Below are 26409 nucleotides of genomic sequence, written 5' to 3' on the forward strand. Positions count from 1 at the left end.
CGCCTCAAACGCGGGCGGAGCCGGATTCTGCCGGGTTCACCAGCGGAAGGTGCGCATGCGCATCTGCTGGCGCATGCGGGCTGCGCGGGCGCGGCGGGGCTGTACGCGGTCACGGAGGGCACGCGCTTCCATCAGGTCGCGCAGGAACTGCGCGCGGCGCGCTCTGCGCTGTGCCGCCGTCTCCGGCTGCTCCGGCGCGTCGTTCTCCCGGCTCGGCTGCGTGTCGGGCATCGGCCACCACCCCAGGCTGGTCCGGTCGTCCTCCTCCGCCGGCGCGAAGCAGACCCCCCGCACCCCACCTTCCCCCGGACGGGCCGATTGATGCCACCCCTTCGCAGCTCAGAAGGGTTACGAGTCATCCGACAGGGTAGGCACGACCGCGACCGGGCCGTGCGCGTGGTGGAGCACTGCGTGGGCCACCGAGCCGATCATCACGGGACCGACGCTGCGCCGCGGGTGGTGGCGGCCGACCACCACCAGGGCCGCCGACCGGGAGGCCGTCACCAGGCGCTCCGCCGGGTCGCCCGGGACCGCCGCCTGCTCCACCCGTACCTGCGGCCACCGGGCCCGGAACGGCGCCAGCCGCTCCGTCTGGGAGCGCAGCATCTCCCGCTCCGCCGGCACCGCGTCCCCGTCGTCGGCCAGGCCCTCCGGCGGGATCACCTGGAAGGGGCTGTCCATCACCAGCGTCGGCGCCGGCGGGATCGCGTACGCCGAGACCACCTGGACGGTGGTCCCCCGGGCGGCCGCCTCCGCGAAGGCGAAGGCCAGTACGTCGTCCGCGGTCTCGGCGGCGTGCAGGCCGAGCACCACCCGCCCGGCGGAACCGGCGGCACCAGCAGAAGCGGCGGCACCGGCAGCACCCGCGGAAGCAGCGGAACCGGCCGCCCCGTCGGACGGCTCGGCAGCCGGCGCCCTGCGCGCCGCGTGCGCGATCACCACCACCGGGCACGCCGCCGTCGAGGCCAGGGCGCGGCTGTTCGAGCCGAGCAGCAGGGCCGCGAAGCCGCCGCGCCCCCGGGAGCCCATCACCAGCATCAGCGCGCCCTCCCCGGTCACCCGCAGGGCCTCGGGCACGGAGCCCTCCAGGGCGTCGTACCGCACTTCCTCCGGCAGTTCGGGGGCCTCGGCCAGGATGCCCCGTACCCGCTCGCCGACGGGGTCGGCGAACTCCTCCGGCTGCGAGGGGTCGGCGAGGGAGGAGCGGCGCGCCGCGTACAGCTGGGAGGTGTCGGGCAGCACGTGCGCGACGACGAGGCCGGTGCGGTGGCGGAGCGCCGCGGTCCGGGCCCATTCCAGTGCCTGGAGGCTGTGATCGGACCCGTCGACCGCCGCGACCACCGGTGCGTTGCTCATCAGTCCAGCGTGCTCGGCGCCCGGGCGGGTCGCATCCGCAGGGATGCCCGCGGGCACGCCCGCATGCGCCTGTGCCGGTCTGGACGCACAGGGGTGCGCACACCGCGTAGCCTTTTGACCGTGGGTCGCGAAAAGGTGCGGCCGTTTTTTGCAGGTCGCAGGTCGAAACCCGGCAGCTGAGCCTTGGAGGATGTTGTGCGTTTGCAGGTCGTCGATCACCCCTTGGTGGCGCACAAACTGACCACCCTGCGCGACAAGCGCACCGACTCCCCCACCTTCCGTCGGCTCGCCGACGAGCTGGTGACCCTCCTCGCGTACGAGGCCACCCGTGACGTGCGCACCGAGCAGGCCGACATCGTCACGCCGGTCGGCCCGACCACCGGCGTGAAGCTCTCGCACCCGCGCCCGCTGGTCGTACCGATCCTGCGCGCCGGTCTCGGCATGCTGGACGGCATGATGCGGCTGCTGCCGACCGCCGAGGTGGGCTTCATGGGCATGGTCCGCAACGAGGAGACCCTCGAGGCCTCCACGTACGCGACGCGCATGCCGGAGGACCTCTCCGGGCGACAGGTCTACGTCGTCGACCCGATGCTCGCCACCGGCGGCACGCTCGTTGCGGCGATCCAGGAACTGATCAAGCGCGGCGCCGACGACGTCACCGCCGTGGTGCTGCTGGCCGCGCCCGAGGGCGTCGAGGTCATGGAGCGCGACCTCGCGGGCACGCCGGTGACGGTCGTGACGGCCGCGGTGGACGAGCGGCTCAACGAGCACGGCTACATCGTGCCGGGCCTGGGCGACGCGGGCGACCGCATGTACGGCTCGGCCGAGTAGGACCCCCGTACCCGTACGGGTACCCGTACCGCGAACAGCCGGCCGCCTTCTCGGCGGCCGGCTGTTCGCGTCAGGTCGGGGTCAGCAGGTCTTGGCGGGCGCGGGCTGGGGATTGGCCAGCAGGTACAGCTCCTTGTCCGCCGTCTCCTTCGGGCTGAGCTCCTTGAAGGCGTCACCGAGGATCAGGTCGATGTCCGCGCCCTCGCGGGCATCGGTCTGCTGCGTATCGCCCTCGAGCTGGGTGCCCAGTACGGAGAAGGCCGCCTTGTCGGTCTTGGGCGAGCCGAGCAGTATCCCCGTCCCGGGGACCTTCTTGTCGAAGTCGGCGGGGGCGTTGCCGACGTTGGCGATGGTGAAGCCGCGTTTCTTCAGCTCGTCGGCGACCGCCTTGGCGAGGCCCGCGCGCGGGGTCGCGTTGTAGACGTTGACCGTGATCTGGCCGGGCTGGGGCAGCGCCACAGCAGGCTTGGCGGCGGGGGTGGCGGCCGCCGCGGCGCCCGCCCTGGGCTTCGGCGTCGCGCAGTCCTTGCCGGCCGCGACGGGCTTGCCGCTCCCGCCGCGGAACACGTTCATGAGCTGCAGGGTTCCGTAGCCCAGCAGGGCGAGACCGACGACTGCTCCGAGCAGGGTGAGGACGATCCGCCGGCGCCGCCGGGGTCGGCTCATGCGGGGGTAAGCCGCTCCCGTGACGCGGTACTTTCCGCCCATGCCGGGGGGAGTGAGCATGCTCATGGGCGCAGCGTAATACCGCCTGCTGCCGATGCCCACCAAATGATCTGTTGATAGGGCAAGACCGACCCGAAAGGCGCAATCCTCCCGAAGCGGAACCCCGAACCGGGGGGCTTCCCGCCGCTCAGTAGTCCATTTCGAGGACGCGCGCGTGCAGCACCTGGCGCTGCTGCAGGGCCGCGCGCACGGCGCGGTGCAGGCCGTCCTCCAGGTACAGGTCGCCCTGCCACTTCACGACGTGGGCGAAGAGGTCCCCGTAGAACGTCGAGTCCTCCGCCAGCAGCGTTTCGAGGTCCAGCTGCCCCTTGGTCGTCACCAACTGGTCGAGCCGGACCGGGCGCGGGGCGACATCCGCCCACTGCCGGGTGGTTTCCCTGCCGTGGTCGGGGTACGGCCGCCCGTTTCCGATGCGCTTGAAGATCACACGGAAAGCCTACCGGGCCGGTGCCTGCGGGCGCAGCCTCGCTATGCCGGTGCAAAAGTGGCAGACAGGGCTATTTCGGGAGTGATGTATGAGCGAGAGCACCGACCCCGCGTCCCCGGCCGACCAGATCGCCGCCGGGTACGCGTTCACCGGACCCGCGCTCGAACTGGGGGCTCTGCTCTGGGACGGCACCTGCCTGCCGGACCGGCAGATCCGCATCCCGCTGTCGATGCTCAACCGCCACGGCCTGGTCGCGGGCGCCACGGGCACGGGCAAGACGAAGACCCTGCAGCTCATCGCCGAGCAGCTGTCGGCGGGCGGTGTCCCGGTGTTCCTCGCCGACATCAAGGGGGACGTCTCCGGGATCTCCGCCCCGGGCACGCCCAACGAGAAGACCACGCAACGGGCGGAGGAAGTCGCCCAGGAGTGGGGAGCCACCGGATTCCCCACCGAGTTCTATTCGCTGGGCGGGATCGGGCCCGGCATTCCGCTCCGGGCCACCGTGACGAGTTTCGGCCCGGTGCTGATGTCGAAGGTGCTCCGGCTCAACCAGACGCAGGAGCAGTCGCTCGGCCTGATCTTCCATTACGCCGACACCAAGGGCCTGGAGCTGATCGACCTCAAGGACCTGCGGGCCGTCGTCGCCTTCCTCGTCTCCGACCAGGGGAAGGCCGAGCTCAAGGGCATCGGCGGGCTGTCCACGGTGACGGCCGGGGTGATCCTGCGCGCCCTGACCGCGTTCGAGCAGCAGGGCGCCGCGGAGTTCTTCGGCGAGCCGGAGTTCGACACCGGCGAATTCCTGCGGACGGCTGCCGACGGGCGCGGGCTGGTCTCCGTACTGGAACTCCCGGCGGTCCAGGACAAGCCGCAGCTCTTCTCCATGTTCCTGATGTGGCTGCTGGCCGACCTCTACACCGACCTGCCGGAAGTCGGCGACCTGGAACGGCCCAAGCTCGTCTTCTTCTTCGACGAGGCGCACCTGCTGTTCAACGGCGCCTCCAAGGCCTTCCTGGAGTCCATCACCCAGACCGTGCGGCTGATCCGCTCCAAGGGCATCGGCGTCTTCTTCGTGACGCAGACCCCCAAGGACGTACCGGGGGACGTCCTCGGGCAGCTCGGCAACCGGGTGCAACACGCGCTGCGCGCCTTCACGCCGGACGACGCGAAGGCGCTGAAGGCCACCGTGAAGACCTTCCCCAACTCCCCGTACGACCTGGAGGAGCTGCTGACCGGGCTCGGGACGGGCGAGGCGGTGATCACCGTACTCAGCGAGAAGGGCGCCCCGACCCCGGTGGCGGCGACCCGGCTGCGCGCCCCGCAGTCGCTCATGGGCCCGATCGATGCGGCGGCCCTGGACACGGCCGTGAAGTCCTCGCCGCTCTACTCCCGGTACGCGGAGGCGGTCGACCGCGAGTCGGCGTACGAGAAGATCAGCGCCGAGCAGGCTGCGGCCGAGGCGGCGGCGGAGGCGGCGGCGGAGGCGGCCGCGTCCGGGGCGGCGGCCGAGAAGCAGGCCAAGGAAGCCGCGAAGGCGGGGCGCAGCGCACCGGAGGCGGAGCCGTCACTGGCCCGGCAGGTGGTGGGGAGCGGGCTGTTCCGCTCGCTGGCCCGGTCGGTGGGGACCCAGCTGGGCCGGGAGATCTCCCGGTCGATCTTCGGGACGGCGAAGCGGCGGAGGTGACGGCGGGCACCGGAAGTGGCCGCGAGGAGAACGGAACTGACGGCGCAGCGGTCCATGTGACGCATCAGGTACCCGGATCACCCGCCGGGGTGCCGCCTGACCCTCCGTCGCTGACAGACTTCGGCCATGCGGACCGAACTCACCGACACCACGTCCAGCAAGATCGACCGGGCCCTGCTCGCGGCCCGCCGGGCCATCGGCAGCCCCACGATGGGCCTGGTGCTGACGCTCGTCATAGCGACCGACGAGGAGAACGCGTACGACGCCGTCCGGGCGGCCTCGGAGGCCTCGCGCGAACACCCCTGCCGCATCATCGCGGTGATCAAGCGGACCTCGCGCGGCCCGCAGAAGCTGCGCCAGACGCGGCTGGACGCCGAGCTGCGGGTGGGCTCGGACGCCGGCACCGGGGAGATCGTGCTGCTGCGCCTGCACGGGGCGCTCACCGAGCAGGCCGGCTCGGTGGTCCTCCCGCTGCTGGTGCCGGACGCGCCGGTGGTGGCCTGGTGGCCGGGCGACGCACCCGCCGACCCGGCGCGGGACCCGCTCGGCGCGCTGGCGCAGCGCCGGATCACCGACGCGGAGGCCGCCCCCGACCCGGTCGCGGTACTGGACGCGCGGGGTGCCTCGTACGCCCCGGGGGACACCGATCTCGCGTGGACCCGGCTGACGCCGTGGCGGGCGCTGCTGGCCGCCGCGATGGACCAGAAGCCGCTGCCGGTGACGGGCGGGGCGGTGGAGAGCGAGGCCGACAACCCGAGTGCCGAGCTGCTGGCCCGCTGGCTCGAGGACCGGCTGGGGGTGCCGGTGGAGCGGGTGACCACGGACGGACCGGTGATCACGCGGGTCCGGCTGGACGGCCCGGCGGGGGAGATCACGGTGAACCGCCCGGATGGGGCGCTCGCCACGCTGACCCTGCCGGGCAGCCCCGACCGCAAGGTGGCGCTGAAGATCCGCAGCAAGGCCGAGCTGATCGCGGAGGAGCTGAGGCGCCTCGACTCGGACGAGGTCTACGCGTCGGCGCTGCGCAGGCGGCCGGCCCAGGCGTCGCTCTCCGCGTAGTGGTTGTCGTACGTGGGCTGGCTGTCGATGATGTCCTGGACGGTGGCCTCGCCCGCGCGGACCCGGCCGAGGAGCCGGTAGTAGTCGAAGCGGCCCATGCCGGGCGTGAAGCCGACGAACACGCTCGCCGTGTGGCCCGGGGAGGGCGCGAAGGCGTGCTTGACGCCCGCCGGGACGGACAGGAAGTCCCCGGCGGTGAGGGTCCTGACCTCGTCGCCGACGAGTACGTCGAGCCGGCCGGCGGTGACGTGGAAGAACTCGGTCGCCTTGGTGTGGAAGTGGACGGGGGCGCCGGCCGCGCCCTCGTCGAAGGTGGCGGTGTTGCAGGTGAGCTCGGCGGTGTCGGTGAGCAGGGTGATGACGCTGCCGGGACCGTCGGTGATGGTCTCGGCGGTGGCGGCGCGGGTCAGGATCTCGTTCTTCTCGTTCGTCATGACCATGAATCTACGCGGCGGTTTGACCGGTGGCATGGGCCAATCAAGGCCACAGATTCCCGGTCAATTCCGTTGGTCACTCGATCCGGTCACTCGATGCCCTTCTCCGCTTTGGCGGCTTTGGCGGCTGCCTTCATCTCCTGCTTGTGCGCCCGCACCTTCGCCAGTGACTCCGGGCCGGTGATGTCGGCCGCCGAGCGGTAGACGTTCGCCTCGCCGTAGCCGCCGGCCGCCTCGCGCCAGCCCTTGGGGCGCACGCCCAGCTGTTTGCCGAGCAGCGCCAGGAAGATCCGGGCCTTCTGCTCACCGAACCCCGGCAGCTCCTTGAGCCGCTTCAGCAGCTCGTCCCCGGTGCCCACGCCGCGCCAGATCGCCTCCGCGTCCCCGTCGTAGTGCTCCACGAGGTACGCGCACAGCTGCTGCACCCGCTTCGCCATCGACCCCGGATAGCGGTGCACGGCCGGCTTCTCGGAGAGCAGCGCGGCGAAGGCCTCGGGGTCCTGGGCGGCGATGGCATGGGCGTCCAGATCGTCCGCCCCCATGCGCGTCGCGATCGTGTACGGCCCCGAGAACGCCCACTCCATCGGCACCTGCTGGTCCAGCAGCATGCCGACGAGCGCGGCGAGCGGGCTGCGGCCGAGGAGCGCGTCGGCCTCCGGCTGCTGGGCCAGCCGCATCGTGATGTCCATGGATCCAGCCTCCCGCGTGGCCGCGTTCCCCGCGCGGGCGGCACACCGTGGCCCTAGCGTGAGAACCGCGCAAACGCGACCGACGACACAAACCACGACACACGTACGACGACACAGGAGTCGATCGATCATGGCTGAGTTCCCGGAAGGCGCTCCGTGCTGGGTGGACGCGATGTTCAAGGACGTGGAGGGCGCCAAGACCTTCTACTCCGACGTGCTCGGGTGGACCTTCGGTGAAGCCTCCAGCGAGTACGGCAACTACACGCAGGCGTACTCCGACGGCAAGGCCGTGGCGGCCGTCGTCCCGCCGATGCCGGGGGGCGAGGCGCCGTCGCAGTGGTGTCTGTACTTCGCCTCGCCCGACGCGGCGGCCACCGCCGAGAAGATCAAGTCGGCCGGCGGCGAGCTGCTGATGGAGCCGATGCAGGTCGGCGCGTTCGGCACGATGGCGATCGCGAAGGAGCCGAGCGGCGCGGTCTTCGGCGTCTGGCAGCCGGGCGAGCACAAGGGCTTCGAGAAGACCGGGGAGCCGGGCGCGTATGCCTGGGCGGAGGTGTTCACCCGTGACCCGGGCAAGGTCGACGGGTTCCTCCCGAAGGTCTTCCCGCTCGGCGCCCAGAAGATGGAGCCCGGCGACGACCCCGAGATGGCGGGGATGGACTTCAAGATCTTCAGCGTCGGCGGCAAGGAGAACCCGGTCCTCGGCCGGATGAAGATGGGCGACGACTTCCCGGCGCACATGCCCCCGTACATCCAGGTCTACTTCGGGGTCCCGGACTGCGACGAGGCGGTGGCGAAGGCGAAGAAGCACGGCGGCAAGCTCCACTTCGGCCCGATGGACAGCCCGTTCGGCCGCTTCGCCGCCCTGACGGACCAGCAGGGTGCGGCGTTCGCGGTGATCGACATGTCGAAGACGACGGGCGAAATGCCGAAGATGTCGGACGCGTAGCCGTCCCCTCCGGGGCGGCCGGGACGGGGCCTCCGACCGGGCGGCCCCGCCCCCTACGCGTAGAGGGGCAGGCCCTCGGTGGAGACGGTCCCTGGAGCTCGTCTTCCACGTCCGGAGCTCCGGTGTGGGCTACGAGCTCGTCCGGCATCACCTTCTCCAGGCGCTTCCTCAGGCGCAGCGCGGTGAGCTCGTGAGGGCTGCTGGGCGCCGTCATGTCGTGGACGATGCCTTCCTTGGTGATCTCCAGCTTGCCGGGCACGGTGTTCTGCATGTGCTCGACTGCGGCGCGCATCGCCCGGTAGCGGATGACGGTCATGCGGGGGCGCAGCCCTTGCAGGTGCCGGGGGTCGGGGCGCGGAAGGCGCGGTCGCATTTCTCGCAGGTCTGGAAGGCGTCCGGGGGGACGAACTGTGTTCTGCGGGCCAGCGGTGGCAGCGATGGCGGGAGCTGGGCCGTCAGGCGGGGCGATCAGGCCCGCCGGGTTGCGGGGGTTGTCCGGGAGGTTCGCCGTGAGGGCGCTGGTCACCGCCTGGTGGGTGGCTCCGCGTTCCAGCCAGGCCTCGACGCCGCCCGCGAGGCGTTGGACGTCCCGCGCGCCGAGGAGCAGGCGGGGGTCGGCCCGGCGGAGTTCGGCCAGGAGCTCCTCGGCCAGCTGTCGGCGGGCCGGGTTGCGGGTTGCGGGGCGCCGGGAGGGCCGCCGCCCGGGGGTTCGCCGCCGGGCTGGGCTGCCGGTCCCATGGCGCTGGGCCGTGGTCCGGTACCGGTACCGGTGCGGGCTCGGGTTCCGGCTCGGGCCCGGGTTCCAGGCCGGGCTCCGGGGCCGGTACGGGTTCTGGCTCCGGTACGGGGTCGGATCCCGGGGCGTGCGCGGGCTCCGCCTCCGGTCGGGTGACGGCCTTCGGGGCGTTGCAGAACACCGTACGGGTGACGATCCGCCCGTCCGGGAGCTTCTCCTGGAGCCGCCGCAGGTACCCGTACGCCTCCAGCTCGCCCAGCGCCTTGGCGATCGCCTTCTCGCCGAGGGGCAGCTGCCTGGCCAGGGCTTTGATGCCGACCGGGGTGCCGCGGGGCACGGACTGGATGTACGAGGCGAGGGCCCGCGCGTTCATCGACAAGTGGGGATGCCGGATCAGGTCGTTGCTGACCACGGTGAAATTGCGGGTCTGCCGGACGTTGGCGTGTTGAACGCCGTACGCGGCGGGCGAGGTCGCGTTAGAGTGCTGGAAAGCCATCGGGAAGTTGGATCCTTCTCGTGGTCAGGCCCTCGTCAGGATTGCGAGTCCCGGCGGGGGCCGTCCTGTTGTCTGGGTGTCGCGGCGAGCACATGCCAGGCAACCGCCATGAAATCCAGCCGAGTTGGGACCTTCACCCGTGTGAGTGAGTGCCGCTCCGGGGAGGCCGGAGGGGTTGGGTGGGGTTTCTTTCTCTCGGTTCTTCCAAAGACAATGCGTCGTGCCGCACCGGGTCGCGCCCGGGCACGACCCGCCTGCGCGAGCGGCCCGTACGCATGTCCACGACTTTGTCCAAGGCTGTCGAGACTGCCTCAACGCGAGTGACGGGTAAGGCGCGTTGAGGAGGTGGGTGCGCATGGGCGTGGACGTGGACGGTGACGGTACGGATGAGCACAGCTGGTCCGTGGACCCCGAGGACGAGCAGGGCGCGGCGGTGGTCGCGGCGCTCGGCCGGCAGATGCGGGCGCGGAGGGAAGCGCTGGGGATGCGGGTCGGCGACCTGGCGGCGGTGATCCAGGACGGCGAGGCCCTGATCTACAAGGTCGAGGGCGGCAAGCGGATCGCCAAGCCGGAGTACTTGGACAAGGTGGACGACGCACTGAAGGCCGGCGGCCTGATCCGGGCCATGCGGGAGGACCTGGTCGCTGACGGTACGGCGGTGGGACGCTCCGAAGGAGCATTCAACGGACGCCCTGTGTCCGACCCGAAGCGGCTCCGGACCCTTGACCTGCGGTATGGCATGCTCCGGGCCCAGGCGCTGACGCCCTGGGAGTCGCGCGCCTTTATCGAGCAACTGCTGGGAGAGACATGATCCACAAAGCCGAGCTGGACTGGTTCAAGAGCAGCTACAGCAGCAGCAGCGACATCAACGACTGCGTCGAAGTGGCGTGGGTCAAGAGCAGCTACAGCGATGGCAGCGAAGGCGACTCCTGCGTCGAGGTGGCGGCCTGTCCCGAAGCCGTCCGCGTGCGGGATTCCAAGGTGCTCGACGGGCCCCAGCTGGCGCTGACGCCGCACGCCTGGGCCGGTTTCGTCTCGTACGCGCGCGACGTCAGCCCTCGTTGACGGCGGCGTGGGAGGCCGCGCGGTAGCAGCGGGAGCTGACGGAGAAGTCGAGCGTCGGCTCCGGCGTCGCGGTGTGGGAGATGACCTCCACGAAGAAGTGTTCGGTCTCGTTCGTGGCCCGGATCTCCTCGGGGCTGACCTTGCTGATCTTCCAGCCGTTCTCGCCCAGCGCCTTCCGCAGGTTCTGCATGCCGGCCTCGTACTGGTCACTGGTCATGCCGCCCACCGACCAGCGGTGGTGTAGGGCGTACAGGTCTTGGCCGTACTCGTCGCAGACCGCGAAGCTCATGCCTGTGCGGGGCTCGGTGACCTTGCCCTTGACCGCGACCATCTCCAGCAGGCGGCCGGAGACCTCCCTCGTCTTCGCGCGCGCCGGGTCGGGATCCATCCGCTCCGGCGTGTAGGGGAGCTCCATGATGTTCGAACACCCCACGGACAGTGCCAGCAGCGACGCGAAGACGGCCGTGACGAGACGCCCCGTACGACCCGCCCGTGTCGAGTGCTTTCTTTCCGCGATTCGTCGCATCCGGCCCGTCCCCCTGGTGGTCCCTGTCCCCGGCCCTGACCGTACCTGGCGGCTTGGGCGCATCCCCTCCCCCTCCCCGTGGGCCCGGCTTTCGCTCCCGCGGCCCGTGGAGGATCGTGGGGAGTGGAAGGGAGGCGCGTCATGCGCAAGGTCATGGACTGCAGGGAGTACCCCAGCGAGATCGGGTGCACCCTGATGATCACGGGTGAGGAAGACGAAGTCATGGGCGCGGCCGTCCAGCACGCGGTCGCCGTGCACGGTGAAGAGGACACTCAGGAGTTCCGCGACGCGCTGCGCGGCATGCTGAAGCCCGAGGTGCCCCAGCACGCCTGACAACCGCAGGGGCGAGCCGCACGGGTGGTTCCGGCCGGCGGATGCGATGGGGTGAATGCGCCCCAGGGCCGGGGTGCTTACGGTCGATCTTGTGCGGTTCCTCCGGACCGTGCGAGGTCACCAGCCACGAGGTCGAGCACCCCATGAGCCTGAGCATCCGCAACCAGATCGCCGGTACCGTCACCGCCGTCACCACCGGCGAGGCCATGGCCACGGTCAAGGTCCGTCTGGAGGGCGGCCAGGACATCACCGCCGCCATCACCGCCGACGCCGTCAAGGACCTCGGCATCGCCGAGGGCTCCGCGGTCAAGGCGCTGGTCAAGGCCACCGAGGTGGCGCTGGCCACCGGCGCCGTCGACGGCATCAGCATCCGCAACCAGCTGGCCGGTACCGTCTCCGACGTCGCCACCGGGGGTGCCATGGCCTCCGTCAAGGTGGACGTGAACGGTGGCGGGCTGACCGCTGCCATCACCAAGGACGCCGTCGAGGCGCTCGGCCTGGCCGCCGGCTCCTCCGTGGTCGCGCTGATCAAGTCCACCGAGATCTCGCTCGCGACCGCCTGACGGCTCCGTCAGAGCCCCAGGCTCGGCGGCGACAGTGCGCCGAACCACACGTGGGTGACCGCGCTGACGTAGCGCGCCCCGCACCGGTCCGTCGGGACCACCAGCTGCGCGCCCGCCTCGTCGAGGTCCTCCCCGTCGAGGCGGGTCGCCAGCAGCACCGGGCTGCCGCCGAAGTCCGCGTCGAGCTCGGCCCAGGACAGGACGCTGTGGTGGCCGTCCCCGCCGCTGACCGCCAGCAGGAAGCGGCTGCGGTCCTTGCGCCGGCGCGCGTCGAAGGACGGCCCGGCGTCCGCGATCACGTCGCGCAGCAGCGCGCCCTCGAACACATGGTGCTGCGGACCGTTCGTCGCGCAGTCGAACGTGACCGGGGCCCGGTGCTGTACCCAGTCCCGCAGGTCCGCGACGCTCAGCGTCGCCGGGTGGTCCAGATCTCCGTGCAGCATGAGTTTGGCCATGTGCCGATGATGCCCGGGACCGGTCATTCCGGAACCTCATCTGCAAGGTTGATGGCTTGATCCAACTCGCAGGTGTGGCTTCATTGGGCATTCTGCCCTCGCAGATCTTGCCGATGCTGGTACACCCTCCGCCAGACGATGTCGCGTGTCACCGGCATCTCCGTGAACCGCACCCCCGTCGCGTCCCGCAGGGCGTTCGCCGGCCGACAGCTTGCACAGGTGCCGGGCCACGCCCGTGTGCCGTGCCGCGAAGGTCCGGAGGCGCTCCGCGAGCGAGTTCGCCGCCAGCATCACCGCCTTGCCCGCCACCACCGTGCCGGCCGAGCCGAAGGCGCGGGATGGAGTTCGCCGCCCTCCTTGGCGAGGCCCTCGACGGTGGTGCGCAGCGGCCCTCGGCGCGGACGGCCGGGTAGAGGCAGCCGTGCACCGGCTGCCCGTCGACGTGGACGGTGCAGGCCCCGCAGTCGCCCTGGTCGCAGCCCTTCAGGCGCTTGTCCTTGCATTTACGATGATGTTCCTCGTATTCGCCTGGCGAATGTGGCCGATGTGGGCTGCCACCCACCGCAAGGAGTCCCCGCCATGCACGTCCTCGACCTGCTTCAGTCCGACAACCTCGGCCTCACCCTGCTCTGGGGCGAGGATGCCCTTCTCGGCCAGGAGGTCAGCGGGGTCACCGCCACCGACCTGGAGGACCCGCGCCGTTTCCTGGGCCCCGGAGAGCTCGTGCTCAGCGGTCTGGTGTGGTGGAACGACGGCGACCCGGCCAAGGCGGATCGATTCGTCTCCGCGCTCGCCGAGGCCGGGGCCACCGCCCTCCTCGCAGGCGAGGAGACCCACGGCCGGGTCCCGGACGAACTGGTGGCCGCATGCCGCGCCCACCGCATACCGCTCGTGGCCGTGCCCGCGCAGACCAGCTTCCGGGCGGTCACCGAGGCGGTCTACCTGCGCCAGTGGGGCGATCAGAGCCGCCGCCCGACCCGGCTCTTCGCGCTTCCCGAGAACGTGCGCAGCGAGCTCAGCCGCCTCCTCGAGGACGGGGCCGGACCGGCCGAACTGCTGGACCGGGCCTGCGCCCACCTGGGCAAGGTCGCCTGCTACCTGCTCACCGCGAGCGGGCGCACCGTGGCCCGCACCCCGTCCGCACCCGAGATCCCGGCCCAGCGGGCCGGCGCCGCGCGGGACGGGCTCTCGCTGCGCATCGAGTCCGAGAGCTCCGCGTACGACGCCTGGCAGCTGCACCTGCCGGACGCGGACGCGGCGCCCCCGCGCGTGCTCCACGAGATCGCCGAGGTCTTCGCCCAGTACCGCGACGGCCGGGCGCGCCGCACCGGCGCGGTGCACGCGGCGGGCCGGGAGCTGGCCGCACTCCTCGACGCGGAGGGGCCGGCCGCGGACCCGGGCGCGCTGGAGGAGGCGCTGGCCGCGGCCGGACTCCCGACGGGGGGCGCCTACCGGGTGCTCGCGGCGACCGACGGCGACGCCCTGGCCGAGGCGCTGGCCCACCTGGAGGACGTCCCGTACGCGGTGGGGCGCTCGGTCGCGGTCCTGTACGAGGCCCAGGACGCGGCGGTCGACGTCCCGAGTCGGCTCCGCCCGGTCTGGCCGCTGCTCCAGGCGTGCGGCGGCCCGGACGCGGATCTCCGTCTCGGCGCGGGTGGGCGGGCTTCGGGCGCTGAGGGACTACGCGCGTCGATGCACCAGGCCCGCTTCGCCCTGACGGCGACGGACGAAGTCACTCCGGTCCGCTCGGTGGAGCAACTGGACACCCTGGCCGCCCTGTTGGCCGGGGTCCCGGAGGAGGTCCGGGCGGTCTACGCCGCGCGGACGCTCGGGGCGCTCGGTGACGGCATGCTGCGCGAGACCCTGGAGGTCTTCCTGGCCAACAACTGCTCCTGGACCCGCACGGCGGAGGCGCTGCACCTGCACGTGAACACGGTGCACTACCGGATCGAACGGGTGGAGTCCCTGACGGGCCGTGACCTGTCCCGCCTGGAACACAAGCTGGACCTCTACGCGGCGCTGCGCTGCGGCTGAGGGGCGCTGTTCACGGCAGGTCGACGTACACCTCGGTGGACTTCACCCGCGCGGTGACGCTCACCCCGACCGCGATCCCGAGCTCCTCGACCGACTCCCGCGTCACCACGGACACCACCCGGTGCGGGCCCGACTGGATCTCCACCCGGGCCGCCACGTCGTCGAGCCGCACCGCGGTGACGATCCCGGCGAAGGCGTTCCGTACGGACGTGGCCGTGCCGTTGCCGGCGCGCGGCTGGGGCTGCGGCACCCCGGCCCGCTCCTTGGCGAAGGCGGCCAGCGTCACGCCGTCGACGGCGCGCGCCCCGTCGGGGGCGCGGCGGGCGGCCAGCCGCCCGCCGTCGGCCCAGCGGCGCACGGTCTCGGCGCTCACGCCCAGCAGAACCGCAGCCTGCCCGAACGAGTACAACGGCACGCCCGCACCCTACCCGCCGGCCCCCGGTCCGACGGCGGTGTTCATCGAGCGCCGGTCCTGGCCTGCACGGCGGCGACGTAGCGGACGGTGAAGAGCATCGGGACGACGAACCCGGCGGCCTGGACGAGCGTGGCGGACACGGAGTGGCCGTGGCCGGCGTGGGCGAGGGCCGCGAGCGCGGCAGCCGTGACGGCGAAGGCCGCGGTCCACACTCCGGTGATGACGGCGTTGGTCCGGACGAACGGTCGCAGGCCCCAGACCTCGCGGGGGGCGGTGCGCTTGGCGATGCCCAGGGTGAAGGGCTTGCCCACGAGCAGTGAGACCCCGGCGACGAGCGCCAGCGTGGCCGAGGAGAGGGCTGCCGAGTAGCCGTGCACGCCCGAGTGGGGGTCGGCGAAGGCGATGACCGTCAGGGCCGCGAAGAAGACCGCGGAGCCGATCTCGATGATCAGCGCGTCGAAGCCGGCCCCGGCCCGGCGCTGCTGGGCGGTCACCGCCACCGCGGCGAGGAGGCCGGCGAGCGCGGCCCACTGCCACTGGCCGGACGGAAGCACCGCGAAGACGATCCACGGGAGGAAGGTGCGTACGTACGACATCGGAGACCCCCGGTCGATATTCCTGTTCTGACATGTCGAAAGTAGATGTTCCAATACTGACATGTCAAGGATGGAAGGTAAGGTGAGGGGCATGAGCCTTCGACACGCCCTTCTCGGACTCCTGTCAGAGCGCCCGGCCAGCGGATACGACCTGCTCAAGCGCTTCGAGACCTCACTGGCCAACGTCTGGCCCGCCACCCAGAGCCAGATGTACACAGAGCTGTCCAAGCTCGCCGACGCCGGGATGATCAGCGTCTCGGCGGAGGGGCCGCGCGGGCGCAAGGAGTACACCCTCACCGACGAGGGACTGGCCGAACTGCGTCACTGGCTGACCGAGACCAAGCCGCAGCGCAACACCCGCAGCGACATCCTGCTGAGGGTCTTCTTCCTCGGGGTGCTCACGCCCGAGCAGGCGCGGGGCTATCTCACCGAGCTGACGGAGCTGTCCGAGCAGGAGTACGAGGGCCTGCGCCGGCTGGAGGAGTCCATCGACTGGGGCGACGACCCCCTGTCGGTCCACGGCAGGATCGCCCTGGAGTACGGCCTGCGGTTCAACGCCATGCGCCGCGAGTGGGCCGAGTGGGCGGCCGCCCAGATCCGGTAGCGGCGACGCGCCGCGGCACCGGTCACACGGAGAAGGGCCGGAGCATGTGCGTCATGTGCGTCATGTGCGTCATGTGCGTCATCGGCGACTGCGGCGGCTCCAGGCCCGGCAGCAGCCACGGCTGGAAGGGGGCCAGTACCGCGAGGACGAGAAAGGTGATCCCGATGGCGGCCGAGAAGACGGGGCCCAGCCGCCACAGCTTCTCCACGAAGATCACCAGGGCCACCGCGGCCATGGCCAGGACGTTCATGACGCCGAGCGGGATGAGGACGATCATCAGCCCCCAGCAGCAGCCGACGCAGTACGCCCCGTGGTGGGCCCCGACCCGCAGGTCGCGGGCCATGGGCCGGAAGCCGGCGTAGCGCACGAGCTGGCCCATGGGGCTGCGGCAGTGCCGCAGGCAGAGGTTCTTGAGCGGGCTGAACTGGTACAGCCCGGCGATGAGGAAGGCCCCTGCCCCGATCCACCGCCCGGCGCCGGGGTGCTCGTCCACCAGGGCGCCGGTCGCGGCGAGGAGCCCGTAGGCGATCAGGCCGAAGACCGTCCAGGCCAGGAGGTAGCCGGCCACGAACTGGGCGGTGCGGGCCGCGCGGACGGCTCCGGCCGACTGGCGGCCGATGGCCCGGGCCCAGGTGATCGCCACCGGGGCCACCGACGGGAACATCATGGCGATCATCATGACCAGCCACAGCAGCAGGAACAGCGGGATGCCCATGCCCATGGTTCCCGGCTGGACTCCCATGTCACGGGCCTGATCGACGACCAGCAACCAGGCGAGCAGGGCGATCGATCCCATCACGGACCAGGCGAGCGCCAGCTGCCGGGCCGACAGCAGGTTTGCCGGGCGCAGGGGTGGTGACAGGGCACTCCGGTCGAGTCGCACGCTTCCAGCACATCACGGCGGACGTGTGCGTGCGCGGGCGGAACCGGGCCCCTGCGGGCGGCCGCGGCGGGGGGATAATCGAAAGGGAGACCTGTACGACCCCGGGCGTGGGCCGGTGATGTCTTCCGGGGGGCATCGCCGTCCTCCCGGGACGACGCGCGGTGCGGCCACGAGGAGGCAGGGAGATGTCCGAGACGACGGCGACCGTTCCGAGGTGGCACGCGGCGGGCGACTGGTTCGACACCTGCAAGTGCAACGTGCCCTGCCCCTGCTCGTTCGCGCAGCTGCCCACCTACGGCGATTGCGACGGCATCCTCGCGTGGCACATCCGCGAGGGACGGTACGGGGACGTACCGCTGGACGGCCTCAACGTGCTGATGCTGGGCTCCTTCGTCGGCAACATATGGGCCGAGCACTCCGACACGTACGCGGCGGTGTTCGTCGACGAGCGCGCCGACGACGCGCAGCGCGAAGCGCTCCAGATGATCTTCGGTGGCCAGGCGGGCAGCTGGCCGGCAGAGATGGTGCGCATGATGGGCGCGGAGATGCGCGGCATGGAGTTCGCCGCGATCGAGGTGGAGGTGGCCGACGACCTCTCGAGCTGGCGGGCCGTGGTTCCCGGCCGGGTCGAGGCGAGCGCGCAGGCACTCACCGGACCCAACACTCCCGAGGGCGCTCGCGTGCAGTCGACCAACCTGCCGGGCGCCGAGACCGGACCGGGCCAGGTCGCGACCTGGGGCCGCTCGACGGCGGACCGCGCCGATGCCCATGGCTTCCAGTGGAGCAGGGAAGGCCAGTCGAGCAAGCACATCACCTTCGACTGGACCGGGCCCGACTAGGCCTGCGCGGGCCTCGACGGCCCACCCCACTCGAACCGAGACCACGGCACGCAGAAGGCCCCGGCCGGTTTCCCGGTCGGGGCCTTCAAGTGCCCGGTGAGGCACTGGCGGAGGATACGAGATTCGAACTCGTGAGGGGTTGCCCCCAACACGCTTTCCAAGCGTGCGCCCTAGGCCACTAGGCGAATCCTCCGCCGCAAACAATACAAGACGTTGAGGGGTGCTCGCGAACGTGATCGTCTGCGGGGGATCCGGGCGGGGAGCAGGTCGGGGTCCGGGGTGGGGGCGGGTCGATTCCGGGGGCCCACATCCGCTAGGGTGGGGCCCAGCCCCTCACGTGGCGCTATCTCACCCAACTCCCCCAGGGCCGGAAGGCAGCAAGGGTAAGTGGGCTCTGGCGGGTGCGTGGGGGGCGCTTTGCGTTCCGGGACGGCCTGCGGGGCCGGCGGCGGAGCCATTGGCGGGAGTCTTTGTCGGTGGGCCCGGATAACCTCGTAGACGTGTCGTCCCTTGCGCTGTACCGCCGCTACCGCCCCGAGTCGTTCGCCGAGGTCATCGGACAGGAGCATGTCACTGTCCCCCTGATGCAGGCCCTGCGGAACAACCGGGTCAATCACGCGTACCTGTTCAGCGGGCCCCGAGGCTGTGGCAAGACCACCAGCGCGCGGATCCTGGCACGGTGCCTGAACTGTGAGCAGGGTCCCACTCCCGAGCCCTGCGGCACGTGCCAGTCCTGCAAGGACCTGGCGCGCAACGGGCCGGGGTCGATCGACGTCATCGAGATCGACGCGGCCTCGCACGGTGGCGTGGACGACGCCCGTGACCTGCGGGAGAAGGCCTTCTTCGGGCCCGCCTCCAGCCGCTACAAGATCTACATCATCGACGAGGCCCACATGGTCACCTCGGCGGGCTTCAACGCCCTGCTGAAGGTGGTCGAGGAGCCGCCGGAGCACCTGAAGTTCATTTTTGCGACGACCGAGCCGGAGAAGGTCATCGGGACCATCCGGTCCCGGACGCACCACTATCCGTTCCGGCTCGTGCCGCCCGGCACGCTGCGGGACTACCTCGGCGAGGTCTGCGGACGCGAGGGGGCCAAGGTCGAGGACGGCGTGCTGCCGCTCGTCGTGCGGGCGGGGGCCGGGTCCGTGCGTGACTCCATGTCCGTCATGGACCAGCTCCTCGCCGGTGCCGCCGAGGACGGTGTGACGTATGCCATGGCCACCTCTCTGCTCGGGTACACCGACGGGTCGCTGCTCGACTCCGTCGTCGATGCCTTCGCCTCCGGGGACGGGGCGGCCGCCTTCGAGGTCGTCGACCGGGTGGTCGAGGGCGGCAACGACCCCCGCCGCTTCGTCGCCGACCTGCTGGAGCGGCTGCGGGACCTGGTGATCCTGGCCGCCGTGCCCGACGCCGGGGAGAAGGGGCTCATCGACGCCCCCGCCGATGTCGTCGAGCGGATGCAGGCCCAGGCGTCCGTGTTCGGGGCCGCCGAGCTGAGCCGCGCCGCCGACCTGGTCAACACCGGGCTCACCGAGATGCGCGGCGCGACCTCGCCGCGGCTCCAGCTCGAGCTGATCTGCGCCCGGGTGCTGCTGCCCGCCGCATTCGACGACGAGCGGTCGTTCCAGGCCAGGCTCGACCGGCTGGAGCGGAGCGGGTTCGCGCCCGGCGCCGCCGGCGGCGTCGGCCTGGCCGCCGCCCCGGCCGGCGGGCCCGCCATGGGGTACGTGCCCGGGCCCGAGGCGCATGCCATGGCCCCCGCCGGGCCCGGCGGGGGCGTCGCCGCCGCACGGGCCGCCGCCGCGGCCGTACGGGCTCCCGAGCCGGAGGCCCCGGCCGCGCCGGCTCCGGCCCCGGTCCAGGCTCCGGTCCAGCCCCCGGCTCCCGCTCCCGCCCCTGTGCAGGCCCCTGCTGCGCCCGCCCCCGGTGCGTGGCCCGGGGCCGCGCAGCCCGGTGGCGGTGCCCCCGGTGCCTGGCCCGGAGCCGCCGCTCCCGCCCCGGCTCCCGCCGCGTCCGCCCCCGCCGCCGGTGCCTGGCCCAGCGCCGCCGCGCCCGGCTCGGGCCAGCCCGCGGCCGCCGCCCCGGCTCCGGCTCCGGCTCCGGCCGCGGCCGCTCCGGCCGCCGCCCCGTCGCCCGGCATGGCCGCCGGCGCCGGCCAGGTCCAGGCGATGTGGCCCGGCGTCCTCGAGGCCGTCAAGAACCGCCGCCGCTTCACCTGGATCCTGCTCAGCCAGAACGCCCAGGTCACCGGCTTCGACGGGACGACCCTGCAGCTCGGCTTCCCCAACGCCGGAGCCCGCGACAACTTCGCGAGCAGCGGCAGCGAGGACGTGCTCAAGGCCGTTCTGGCCGAGCAGTTCCAGGTCAACTGGAAGATCGACGCCGTGGTGGGAGGGGGCGGGGGCCAGCCCGCCCCGGCTCCGTCCGCGTACTCCGCCCCGGCCGCGCCCGCCTACAGCCCGCCGCCGGCCGCCCAGGCTCCGACGACCCCGGCGCAGCACGCTCCCGCCCCGCAGCAGCCGTACCAGCCGCCCCAGCAGCCGCAGCCGCCCCAGCAGGGCGCCTCCGCGCCGCAGCCCCCCGTACAGCAGGCGCCCCCGCCGGTCGCGCCCGAGGACGACGTACCGGAGGAGGACGATCCCGACCTCGTCGAGAGCGCCCTGACCGGACACGACCTGATCGTGCGCGAGCTCGGAGCCACGGTTGTGGAGGAATACACGAACGAGTAGGGCCGTCTCATTGGGTGGCCGCACGAAAGGCATCGCGCCACGCGGGCTAGGCTGCATGGCGTGAAGGTCCTCGTCATCGGCGGCGGCGCCCGCGAACATGCCCTGTGCCGCTCTCTGTCCCTCGACCCCGACGTCAACGCGCTGTACTGCGCTCCCGGCAATGCCGGCATCGCCGAGGTGGCGGAGCTGCGCCCGGTCGACGCCCTCGACGGCGCCGCCGTGGCCCGCCTCGCCACCGAGCTCGGCGCCGACCTGGTCGTCGTCGGCCCGGAGGCCCCCCTGGTCGCCGGCGTCTGCGACGCCGTCCGCGCCGCGGGCATCCCCGTCTTCGGCCCGTCCGCGGAAGCGGCGCAGCTGGAGGGCTCCAAGGCGTTCGCCAAGGACGTGATGGCCGCGGCCGGCGTCCCGACCGCGCGCAGCTACGTCTGCACCACCCCCGAAGAGGTGGACGCGGCCCTCGACGCCTTCGGCGCCCCGTACGTCGTCAAGGACGACGGCCTCGCCGCCGGCAAGGGCGTCGTGGTCACCGACGACCTGGCCGCCGCCCGCGCGCACGCGCTCGGCTGCGACCGCGTCGTCATCGAGGAGTACCTCGACGGCCCCGAGGTCTCCCTCTTCGCCATCACCGACGGCGTCACCGTGCTGCCGCTCCAGCCCGCGCAGGACTTCAAGCGCGCGCTCGACGGCGACGAGGGCCCCAACACCGGCGGCATGGGCGCGTACTCGCCACTGCCCTGGGCCGACCCGAAGCTGGTCGACGAGGTCATGGAAACCGTCCTCCAGCCGACCGTGGACGAGCTGCGCCACCGCGGCACCCCGTTCTCCGGGCTGCTGTACGCGGGCCTCGCGATCACCTCGCGCGGCGTCCGCGTCATCGAGTTCAACGCCCGCTTCGGCGACCCCGAGACCCAGGTGGTCCTGGCGCGGCTGCGCACCCCGCTCGCGAGCGTGCTGCTGAACGCCGCCAACGGCACGCTGGACGCCGAGCCGCCGCTGCGCTGGCGCGAGGACGCGGCCGTCACCGTGGTCATCGCCTCCCACAACTACCCGGAGACCCCGCGCACCGGGGACCCGATCGAGGGCCTGGCCGAGGTGGCCGCCGAGGACGGTCCCGACGCGTACGTGCTGCACGCCGGGACCCGGCGCGAGGGCGACGCCGTCGTCAGCGCGGGCGGCCGCGTGCTCTCGGTGACGGCGACCGGTTCCGATCTGGCACAGGCCCGCGCGAAGGCGTATAAGGCCGTCGCGCGGATCCGGCTGGACGGCTCCCAGCACCGTACGGACATCGCCGCCAAGGCGGCCGAAGGCCGCTGAGCAGCGGGGCAGTCGCGACGCGGGCCCGGTGCGCACTTCTGTGCGCCCGGGCCCGCGCGCGTGTTCGCGTGCGAGTGCATCCGGCCGCGTTCGAACGCAGCCACCTTTACCCAAAGCCATTCCATCGGGTGATGGTCGCCCGGTCCGGCTGACTGCCGAACGGTCCCCAACTAGGGTGCGGCGCAAGCATTCCGGCACTTGGCCCACCGGCATTGCGATGTCAGTGGCGGGTGTCACAGTGGGGGAGTGAGCAAAACCGCCGCAGGGCAGAGGGGGTGAGGTCCGGCCGTGTCCGGAACCGGTTCGATCGTGGAAGTGGGCGCGCCGTCCGCGCGCTCCCGAGCCTTGGCCGTGCTGCGCGTGCGCAGCCGGGCGACGGCCCTCGGGCTGCTGCCCGCCGCCCTCGCGGTGGTGCTGCTGAGCGCCCGTATGACGGGCCGGCTGGCCGGGGATCCCTGGCCCGTGGTGACCCTCGTCGTGTGCGTGGTCGCGGTGCTGGTGCTGCTCGTCGGCGGGGCGTTCGCCGCAGTGGTGCTGCGGGCGAGCCCGGCCGTGACGCCGACGGTGCCGCTGCCGGAGACCGCCGCGCCCGACCTCTACCGGCTGGTGCGGGATCTGGCCGACCGGATGGACGTGCCCGCGCCCTCCGCCATAGCCCTGACCCCGGACTGCGACAGCTGGCTCGAGGACCGCACGCATGCGGCGCACCGCCGCGGCGGCATATCCGGCGGCCGCGAATCGCAGCCGGGCGCTGCTCCCGTGCTGGTGATCGGCTCGCCGTTCCTGTGGTGGATGCGGGTCGCCGAGCTGCGGGCGGTCCTGGCGCCGGTCGTCGCCGGTACGGGCCCTTCCGCGCATCCGGACATAGCCGATGCCCGGGGCTTCGTCCGCGGGCTCGATGCCGCGGTGGACGTGGGGAGCAGGCCCGGCCTCGGCTGGATCGGCCGGCCGGCCCGGCTGCTGCTGCGGCTGTGCCAGGCGGATGCCGCCGAGATGGAGCGCGGGGTGGCCGCCGCCGCCTCGGACCGTGCACAGGGTGTGGATTACGGGCTGCGCATCGTCGCCCAGGAGCAGGTCGGCCTCGCCTACGCGGGCTGGGACCGGCTGCTGACCCGGGTCGCGCTGCCCGCGTGGCGGATGGGCCGCTGGCCGGCGCACCTCGACGCGGGGGTCGTCTCCGCGCTGACCGAGCTGTCCCGGCGGGACCGGCTGGCCGAGGGGTTCACCTCGCGGCTGGGCGAGCGGCCCGCCTGCGATCTGCTGGAGCGGCCGGGAGTGGTCGACGAGGCGGCTTCGCTGCTGGCCGCGCGGCTCTTCCACGGCGGGCCGGCCGAGGCCGGTCCGGACTGGTCGCCGGTGGACTGGGCGGCGTATCCGGAGGAGGTCGTGGACCGCAAATGGCGCGCCGAGGCCGCCCGGCTGCATGCGGCGCTGGACGCCCTCGCCGTGCCCGCCGGCCAGGGGCCGACGCTGGACCGGGTGCTGGGCTATCTCGCGGACGCGGTCGGCGAGGGCGCCGCCGCCGAGGCACTGGCCGGACTGCTCAGCGGTGACCTGGCCAGGGAGGAACGTTCCGCAGGCGCCACGGGAGCCGGGGTGGCGCGCGGGGCGGACGCCGTACCGCTGTTCCCGCTCCAGCCGCCCCGCAGTGGGCGGGACCTGCTCGCCGACCACGTGACGGCGATGGTGTGCGCCGCGGCCGTGGACTCGGCCGATGCCGCGCCCGGCCTGGACTGGCTGGACGGTCCGGTCCTCCTGGTCGGCGGCGAACGCCGCGCCGACCTGGCCCCCCGGGTGCTGAGCCTGGTGGAGGAGGGCGACGCAGAACCCCTGCGCGACTGGCTCGCCGGCCTCGGGGTCCGCCCGGAGAAGCCCGTCCGCCTGGTGTGACCCGTGACCGCGCCCGCCCCGGCGCGCGTGCCCCGGCCGCTCGGCACTCCTCGGCTCCGGACATGGCCCGCGATGTGGCTCCGGATGTGGCGAACGGTGACGGAATGAGTGCGTTATGTGATGTGCTGGGACCGGTCACGGTTCGATGTCCTGAAACCGTGCCGCATCGGCAGGCAGAGACCGTTCGGGGGAGCGAGGGAGGGGAGCGGACATGGGTGCGGACCAGATCCGGCGATGGGAGTCAGGGGCGCTCGCGCACGCGGTGACCGATCCCTTCGGCCAGGGACCGCTGCCGTGGTTCCGGGGCAGCGAGCTCTACTTCGACGACACCGGGCAGGTCGTGCCCTGGTACGTGGACCCGGCCCTGGCCCCCGGCCAGAACCCGCGCGCCCGCAGCAACGGCGGCCCGCGCACCGCCGACGACGTGCACCGGCAGATCAAGGGCTTCGCCTCCACCGGCGCCGTCGCCCCCGGCGAGGCCATCGACTTCCACATCACCGTGGACCCGCCCCAGCAGTTCTCCGTCGACGTCTACCGCATCGGCCACTACGGCGGCGACGGCGCCTCCAAGATCACCACCAGCCCCCGGCTCTCCGGCATCGTCCAGCCGGCCCCGCTCACCGCCGACCGCACCGTCTCCTGCCACCACTGGTGGCTCTCCTGGCGCCTCCAGGTCCCCGCCTACTGGAGCGTCGGCGCCTATGTCGCCGTCCTCACCACCGCCGACGGATACCGGTCCCACATCCCGTTCACCGTCCGCGACGACCACCCCGCGGACCTCCTCCTGCTGCTGCCCGACATCACCTGGCAGGCCTACAACCTCTACCCCGAGGACGGGCGGACCGGCGCGAGCCTCTACCACGCCTGGGACGACGAGGGCCGGCTGCTCGGCGAGCGGGACGCGGCCGTCACGGTCTCCTTCGACCGGCCCTACGCCGGCGCCGGACTGCCCCTGCACGTGGGCCACGCCTACGACTTCATCCGCTGGGCCGAGCGCTACGGCTACGACCTGGCCTACGCCGACACCCGCGATCTGCACGCCGGCCGCGTCGACCCCACCCGCTACCGGGGCCTGGTCTTCCCCGGCCACGACGAGTACTGGTCGGCCCCCATGCGCCGCACCGTCGAGCGCGCCCGGGACCACGGCACCTCGCTCGTCTTCCTCTCCGCCAACACCATGTACTGGCAGGTCGAGCTGGGCCCCTCCCCTTCCGGGGTCGAGGACCGGCTGCTCACCTGCCGAAAACGCCGCGGCCCCGGCCGCCCCAGCCTCTGGCGCGAGATCGACCGCCCGGAGCAGCAGCTGCTCGGCATCCAGTACGCAGGGCGGGTCCCCGAGCCCGCGCCCCTGATCGTGCGCAATGCCACGCACTGGCTCTGGGACTCCACCGGCGCCGCCGAGAACGACGAGCTCCCCGGCCTGGTCGCCGGCGAGGCCGACCGGTACTTCCCGCGCACCCAGCTCCCCGAGCACGAGGACCGGATCCTGCTGGCGCACTCCCCGTACCTCGACAGCGAGGGCGCGAAGCGCCACCAGGAGACCTCCCTGTACCGGGCCCCGAGCGGTGCGCTGGTCTTCGCGTCCGGCACGTTCGCCTGGTCCCCGGCCCTCGACCGCCCCGGCCATGTCGACGAACGGATCCAGCGGGCCACCGCCAACCTCCTCGACCGGATCTGCAAGCGGGACTGACCGACCCGGACCCGTTGTCCCCGATCGCGGACCGGTACGGGAGAATGGGGCTGCGCTCGTACAGAACCACAGGGAGACCCCGTGTCCGGATTCGTCGAAAAGCCCGAGCCGGTTCAGGTGCCCGGCCTCGTCCACCTCCACACCGGCAAGGTGCGCGACCTCTACCGCGACGGCGACGGCAACCTCGTCATGGTCGCCAGCGACCGGATGTCCGCGTACGACTGGGTGCTCCCCACCGAGATCCCGGACAAGGGCCGCGTCCTGACCCAGCTCTCCCTGTGGTGGTTCGACCAGCTCGCGGACCTCGTCCCGAACCACGTGATCGGCACCGAGCTGCCCGAAGGCGCCCCGGCCGACTGGGCCGGGCGCACCCTGATCTGCAAGAGCCTCGAGATGGTCCCGGTCGAGTGCGTGGCCCGCGGCTACCTCACCGGCTCCGGCCTCGCCGAGTACGAGCAGACCCGTACGGTCTGCGGACTCGCCCTCCCCGAGGGGCTCGTGGACGGCTCCGAGCTGCCCGCCCCGATCTTCACCCCGGCCGCCAAGGCCGAGGTCGGCGAGCACGACGAGAACGTCTCGTACGAGGAGGTCGCGCGCACCACCGGCGCCGAGACGGCCGCGCTGCTGCGCCAGACCACCCTCGCCGTGTACGGCCGGGCCCGGGACATCGCCCGCGAGCGCGGGATCATCCTGGCCGACACCAAGTTCGAGTTCGGCTTCGACAAGGACGGCACCCTCGTCGCCGGCGACGAGGTGCTGACCCCGGACTCCTCCCGCTTCTGGCCGGCCGACCAGTGGGAGCCGGGCCGCACGCAGCCCTCGTACGACAAGCAGTTCGTCCGCAACTGGCTGTCCTCCCCGGCCTCCGGCTGGGACCGCAAGGGCGAACTCCCGCCGCCGGCCCTCCCGCAGGAGGTCGTCGAGCAGACCAGCGCCAAGTACATCGAGGCGTACGAGCGGCTCACCGGCCTCACCTGGGCCTGAGGCCGGAGGTTCCGGGCCCGGGACGCCGGGCCCGGAACCCGGACCCGCACCTGCGCCCGGGCCTGGAACACGAGGAAGCCCCCGGTCAGATGACCGGGGGCTTCC

27 protein-coding genes, 1 tRNA gene, 1 other RNA gene and 2 pseudogenes are annotated in these 26409 nt (G+C 72.4%); 17 read left to right on the forward strand and 14 right to left on the reverse strand.

Annotated elements, in window-relative coordinates:
- Positions 1-36: 36 nt before the first annotated feature.
- Both AB5J51_RS21330 and AB5J51_RS21335 read right to left on the reverse strand, forming a co-directional pair.
- Positions 37-231, reverse strand: coding sequence for a hypothetical protein (locus tag AB5J51_RS21330; protein WP_053788329.1), 195 nt, complete (start codon positions 229-231; stop codon positions 37-39).
- A gap of 117 nt (positions 232-348) precedes the next feature.
- A complete protein-coding gene (locus AB5J51_RS21335; protein ID WP_369778356.1) occupies positions 349-1356 on the reverse strand; it encodes a universal stress protein in 1008 nt (335 codons plus the stop codon).
- Between the two features lie 195 nt (positions 1357-1551).
- On the opposite strand from AB5J51_RS21335, the gene upp reads away from it, so the two are divergent.
- Positions 1552-2187 (forward strand): uracil phosphoribosyltransferase, encoded by a 636-nt coding sequence (gene upp, locus AB5J51_RS21340; protein ID WP_030160225.1) that lies wholly within the window; start codon positions 1552-1554, stop codon positions 2185-2187.
- Between the two features lie 81 nt (positions 2188-2268).
- Here upp and AB5J51_RS21345 read toward each other — a convergent pair whose 3' ends face one another.
- Positions 2269-2919, reverse strand: coding sequence for a LytR C-terminal domain-containing protein (locus tag AB5J51_RS21345; protein WP_078987561.1), 651 nt, complete (start codon positions 2917-2919; stop codon positions 2269-2271).
- A 121-nt stretch (positions 2920-3040) separates the two neighbouring features.
- Positions 3041-3340: a type II toxin-antitoxin system VapB family antitoxin gene (locus AB5J51_RS21350; RefSeq protein ID WP_030160221.1), complete on the reverse strand. Its 300-nt coding sequence runs from the start codon at positions 3338-3340 to the stop codon at positions 3041-3043.
- 88 nt (positions 3341-3428) lie between these two features.
- On the opposite strand from AB5J51_RS21350, the gene AB5J51_RS21355 reads away from it, so the two are divergent.
- Positions 3429-5021, forward strand: a complete 1593-nt coding sequence (locus tag AB5J51_RS21355; RefSeq protein ID WP_369778359.1) for a helicase HerA-like domain-containing protein — start codon at positions 3429-3431, stop codon at positions 5019-5021.
- A gap of 126 nt (positions 5022-5147) precedes the next feature.
- Positions 5148-6080, forward strand: a complete 933-nt coding sequence (gene opcA, locus AB5J51_RS21360) for a glucose-6-phosphate dehydrogenase assembly protein OpcA (RefSeq protein WP_053788317.1) — start codon at positions 5148-5150, stop codon at positions 6078-6080.
- On the opposite strand, the gene AB5J51_RS21365 is transcribed toward opcA, so the two are convergent.
- Together AB5J51_RS21365 and AB5J51_RS21370 are read right to left on the reverse strand one after the other, a co-directional pair.
- Positions 6029-6520, reverse strand: a complete 492-nt coding sequence (locus tag AB5J51_RS21365) for a cupin domain-containing protein (RefSeq protein WP_053788316.1) — start codon at positions 6518-6520, stop codon at positions 6029-6031. The genes opcA and AB5J51_RS21365 overlap by 52 nt on opposite strands.
- A gap of 83 nt (positions 6521-6603) precedes the next feature.
- Positions 6604-7203, reverse strand: a complete 600-nt coding sequence (locus AB5J51_RS21370) for an HhH-GPD-type base excision DNA repair protein (RefSeq protein ID WP_053788315.1) — start codon at positions 7201-7203, stop codon at positions 6604-6606.
- A 130-nt stretch (positions 7204-7333) separates the two neighbouring features.
- On the opposite strand from AB5J51_RS21370, the gene AB5J51_RS21375 reads away from it, so the two are divergent.
- Positions 7334-8152 (forward strand): VOC family protein, encoded by an 819-nt coding sequence (locus AB5J51_RS21375; RefSeq protein WP_053788314.1) that lies wholly within the window; start codon positions 7334-7336, stop codon positions 8150-8152.
- 88 nt (positions 8153-8240) lie between these two features.
- Here the strand turns inward: AB5J51_RS21375 and AB5J51_RS21380 are convergent.
- Positions 8241-8468 (reverse strand): annotated as a pseudogene (locus AB5J51_RS21380) (Uma2 family endonuclease); the annotation flags it as partial.
- 1271 nt (positions 8469-9739) lie between these two features.
- Between AB5J51_RS21380 and AB5J51_RS21385 the strand changes: the two are divergent.
- Both AB5J51_RS21385 and AB5J51_RS21390 read left to right on the forward strand, forming a co-directional pair.
- A complete protein-coding gene (locus tag AB5J51_RS21385) occupies positions 9740-10195 on the forward strand; it encodes a helix-turn-helix domain-containing protein (RefSeq protein ID WP_369778360.1) in 456 nt (151 codons plus the stop codon).
- On the forward strand, positions 10192-10449 hold the full coding sequence (locus AB5J51_RS21390; protein WP_369778361.1) for a DUF397 domain-containing protein: 258 nt from the start codon (positions 10192-10194) through the stop codon (positions 10447-10449). Before AB5J51_RS21385 ends, AB5J51_RS21390 begins: the two co-directional genes overlap by 4 nt.
- Here AB5J51_RS21390 and AB5J51_RS21395 read toward each other — a convergent pair.
- Positions 10436-10864, reverse strand: coding sequence for a hypothetical protein (locus AB5J51_RS21395; protein WP_369778363.1), 429 nt, complete (start codon positions 10862-10864; stop codon positions 10436-10438). The two genes, AB5J51_RS21390 and AB5J51_RS21395, sit on opposite strands and share 14 nt — an antisense overlap.
- Before the next feature lie 252 nt (positions 10865-11116).
- On the opposite strand from AB5J51_RS21395, the gene AB5J51_RS21400 reads away from it, so the two are divergent.
- On the forward strand, positions 11117-11308 hold the full coding sequence (locus AB5J51_RS21400) for a DUF1059 domain-containing protein (protein WP_030292386.1): 192 nt from the start codon (positions 11117-11119) through the stop codon (positions 11306-11308).
- A gap of 143 nt (positions 11309-11451) precedes the next feature.
- The gene (locus tag AB5J51_RS21405) at positions 11452-11871 is read left to right on the forward strand and encodes a molybdopterin-binding protein (protein ID WP_053788310.1); all 420 of its coding nucleotides are present in this window, start codon (positions 11452-11454) and stop codon (positions 11869-11871) included.
- 8 nt (positions 11872-11879) lie between these two features.
- On the opposite strand, the gene AB5J51_RS21410 is transcribed toward AB5J51_RS21405, so the two are convergent.
- Together AB5J51_RS21410 and AB5J51_RS21415 are read right to left on the reverse strand one after the other, a co-directional pair.
- A complete protein-coding gene (locus AB5J51_RS21410; RefSeq protein WP_234382429.1) occupies positions 11880-12326 on the reverse strand; it encodes a molybdopterin-dependent oxidoreductase in 447 nt (148 codons plus the stop codon).
- A gap of 335 nt (positions 12327-12661) precedes the next feature.
- Positions 12662-12810 (reverse strand): annotated as a pseudogene (locus AB5J51_RS21415) (hypoxanthine oxidase); the annotation flags it as partial.
- Between the two features lie 95 nt (positions 12811-12905).
- Here AB5J51_RS21415 and AB5J51_RS21420 point away from each other — a divergent pair.
- On the forward strand, positions 12906-14360 hold the full coding sequence (locus tag AB5J51_RS21420; RefSeq protein ID WP_369778366.1) for a PucR family transcriptional regulator: 1455 nt from the start codon (positions 12906-12908) through the stop codon (positions 14358-14360).
- Positions 14361-14370: 10 nt separating this feature from the next.
- Here the strand turns inward: AB5J51_RS21420 and AB5J51_RS21425 are convergent, their stop codons facing one another.
- Positions 14371-14775, reverse strand: a complete 405-nt coding sequence (locus AB5J51_RS21425; protein WP_369778368.1) for a molybdopterin-binding protein — start codon at positions 14773-14775, stop codon at positions 14371-14373.
- 41 nt (positions 14776-14816) lie between these two features.
- The gene (locus AB5J51_RS21430) at positions 14817-15371 is read right to left on the reverse strand and encodes a hypothetical protein (protein WP_369778370.1); all 555 of its coding nucleotides are present in this window, start codon (positions 15369-15371) and stop codon (positions 14817-14819) included.
- A gap of 91 nt (positions 15372-15462) precedes the next feature.
- On the opposite strand from AB5J51_RS21430, the gene AB5J51_RS21435 reads away from it, so the two are divergent.
- A complete protein-coding gene (locus AB5J51_RS21435; protein ID WP_053788305.1) occupies positions 15463-15975 on the forward strand; it encodes a PadR family transcriptional regulator in 513 nt (170 codons plus the stop codon).
- Positions 15976-15997: 22 nt separating this feature from the next.
- Here AB5J51_RS21435 and AB5J51_RS21440 read toward each other — a convergent pair whose 3' ends face one another.
- A complete protein-coding gene (locus tag AB5J51_RS21440) occupies positions 15998-16858 on the reverse strand; it encodes a DUF2182 domain-containing protein (RefSeq protein WP_369778373.1) in 861 nt (286 codons plus the stop codon).
- Between the two features lie 185 nt (positions 16859-17043).
- On the opposite strand from AB5J51_RS21440, the gene AB5J51_RS21445 reads away from it, so the two are divergent.
- Positions 17044-17697 carry a DUF1326 domain-containing protein gene (locus AB5J51_RS21445; protein WP_053788303.1) on the forward strand — a complete coding sequence of 218 codons (654 nt, stop codon included), beginning with the start codon at positions 17044-17046 and terminating at the stop codon, positions 17695-17697.
- 105 nt (positions 17698-17802) lie between these two features.
- Here the strand turns inward: AB5J51_RS21445 and AB5J51_RS21450 are convergent.
- Positions 17803-17890: transfer RNA gene (locus tag AB5J51_RS21450), tRNA-Ser, on the reverse strand.
- A 131-nt stretch (positions 17891-18021) separates the two neighbouring features.
- Here AB5J51_RS21450 and ffs point away from each other — a divergent pair.
- The 6 genes from ffs to AB5J51_RS21480 all read left to right on the forward strand — a co-directional run bounded on the left by ffs (position 18022) and on the right by AB5J51_RS21480 (position 26304).
- Positions 18022-18120, forward strand: an RNA gene (ffs, locus tag AB5J51_RS21455) — signal recognition particle sRNA small type.
- 77 nt (positions 18121-18197) lie between these two features.
- Positions 18198-20426 carry a DNA polymerase III subunit gamma and tau gene (locus AB5J51_RS21460; protein ID WP_369778375.1) on the forward strand — a complete coding sequence of 743 codons (2229 nt, stop codon included), beginning with the start codon at positions 18198-18200 and terminating at the stop codon, positions 20424-20426.
- A gap of 60 nt (positions 20427-20486) precedes the next feature.
- Positions 20487-21740, forward strand: a complete 1254-nt coding sequence (gene purD, locus AB5J51_RS21465; RefSeq protein WP_369778376.1) for a phosphoribosylamine--glycine ligase — start codon at positions 20487-20489, stop codon at positions 21738-21740.
- Between the two features lie 288 nt (positions 21741-22028).
- Entirely contained in the window at positions 22029-23630 is a 1602-nt protein-coding gene (locus AB5J51_RS21470; RefSeq protein WP_369778378.1) for a hypothetical protein, read from the forward strand.
- A gap of 211 nt (positions 23631-23841) precedes the next feature.
- Positions 23842-25320: a N,N-dimethylformamidase beta subunit family domain-containing protein gene (locus AB5J51_RS21475; protein WP_053788297.1), complete on the forward strand. Its 1479-nt coding sequence runs from the start codon at positions 23842-23844 to the stop codon at positions 25318-25320.
- An 81-nt stretch (positions 25321-25401) separates the two neighbouring features.
- Positions 25402-26304 (forward strand): phosphoribosylaminoimidazolesuccinocarboxamide synthase, encoded by a 903-nt coding sequence (locus AB5J51_RS21480; RefSeq protein ID WP_053788296.1) that lies wholly within the window; start codon positions 25402-25404, stop codon positions 26302-26304.
- Positions 26305-26409 lie beyond the last annotated feature (105 nt).

The organism is Streptomyces sp. R33, assembly GCF_041200175.1.
Taxonomy (GTDB): domain Bacteria; phylum Actinomycetota; class Actinomycetes; order Streptomycetales; family Streptomycetaceae; genus Streptomyces; species Streptomyces katrae_B.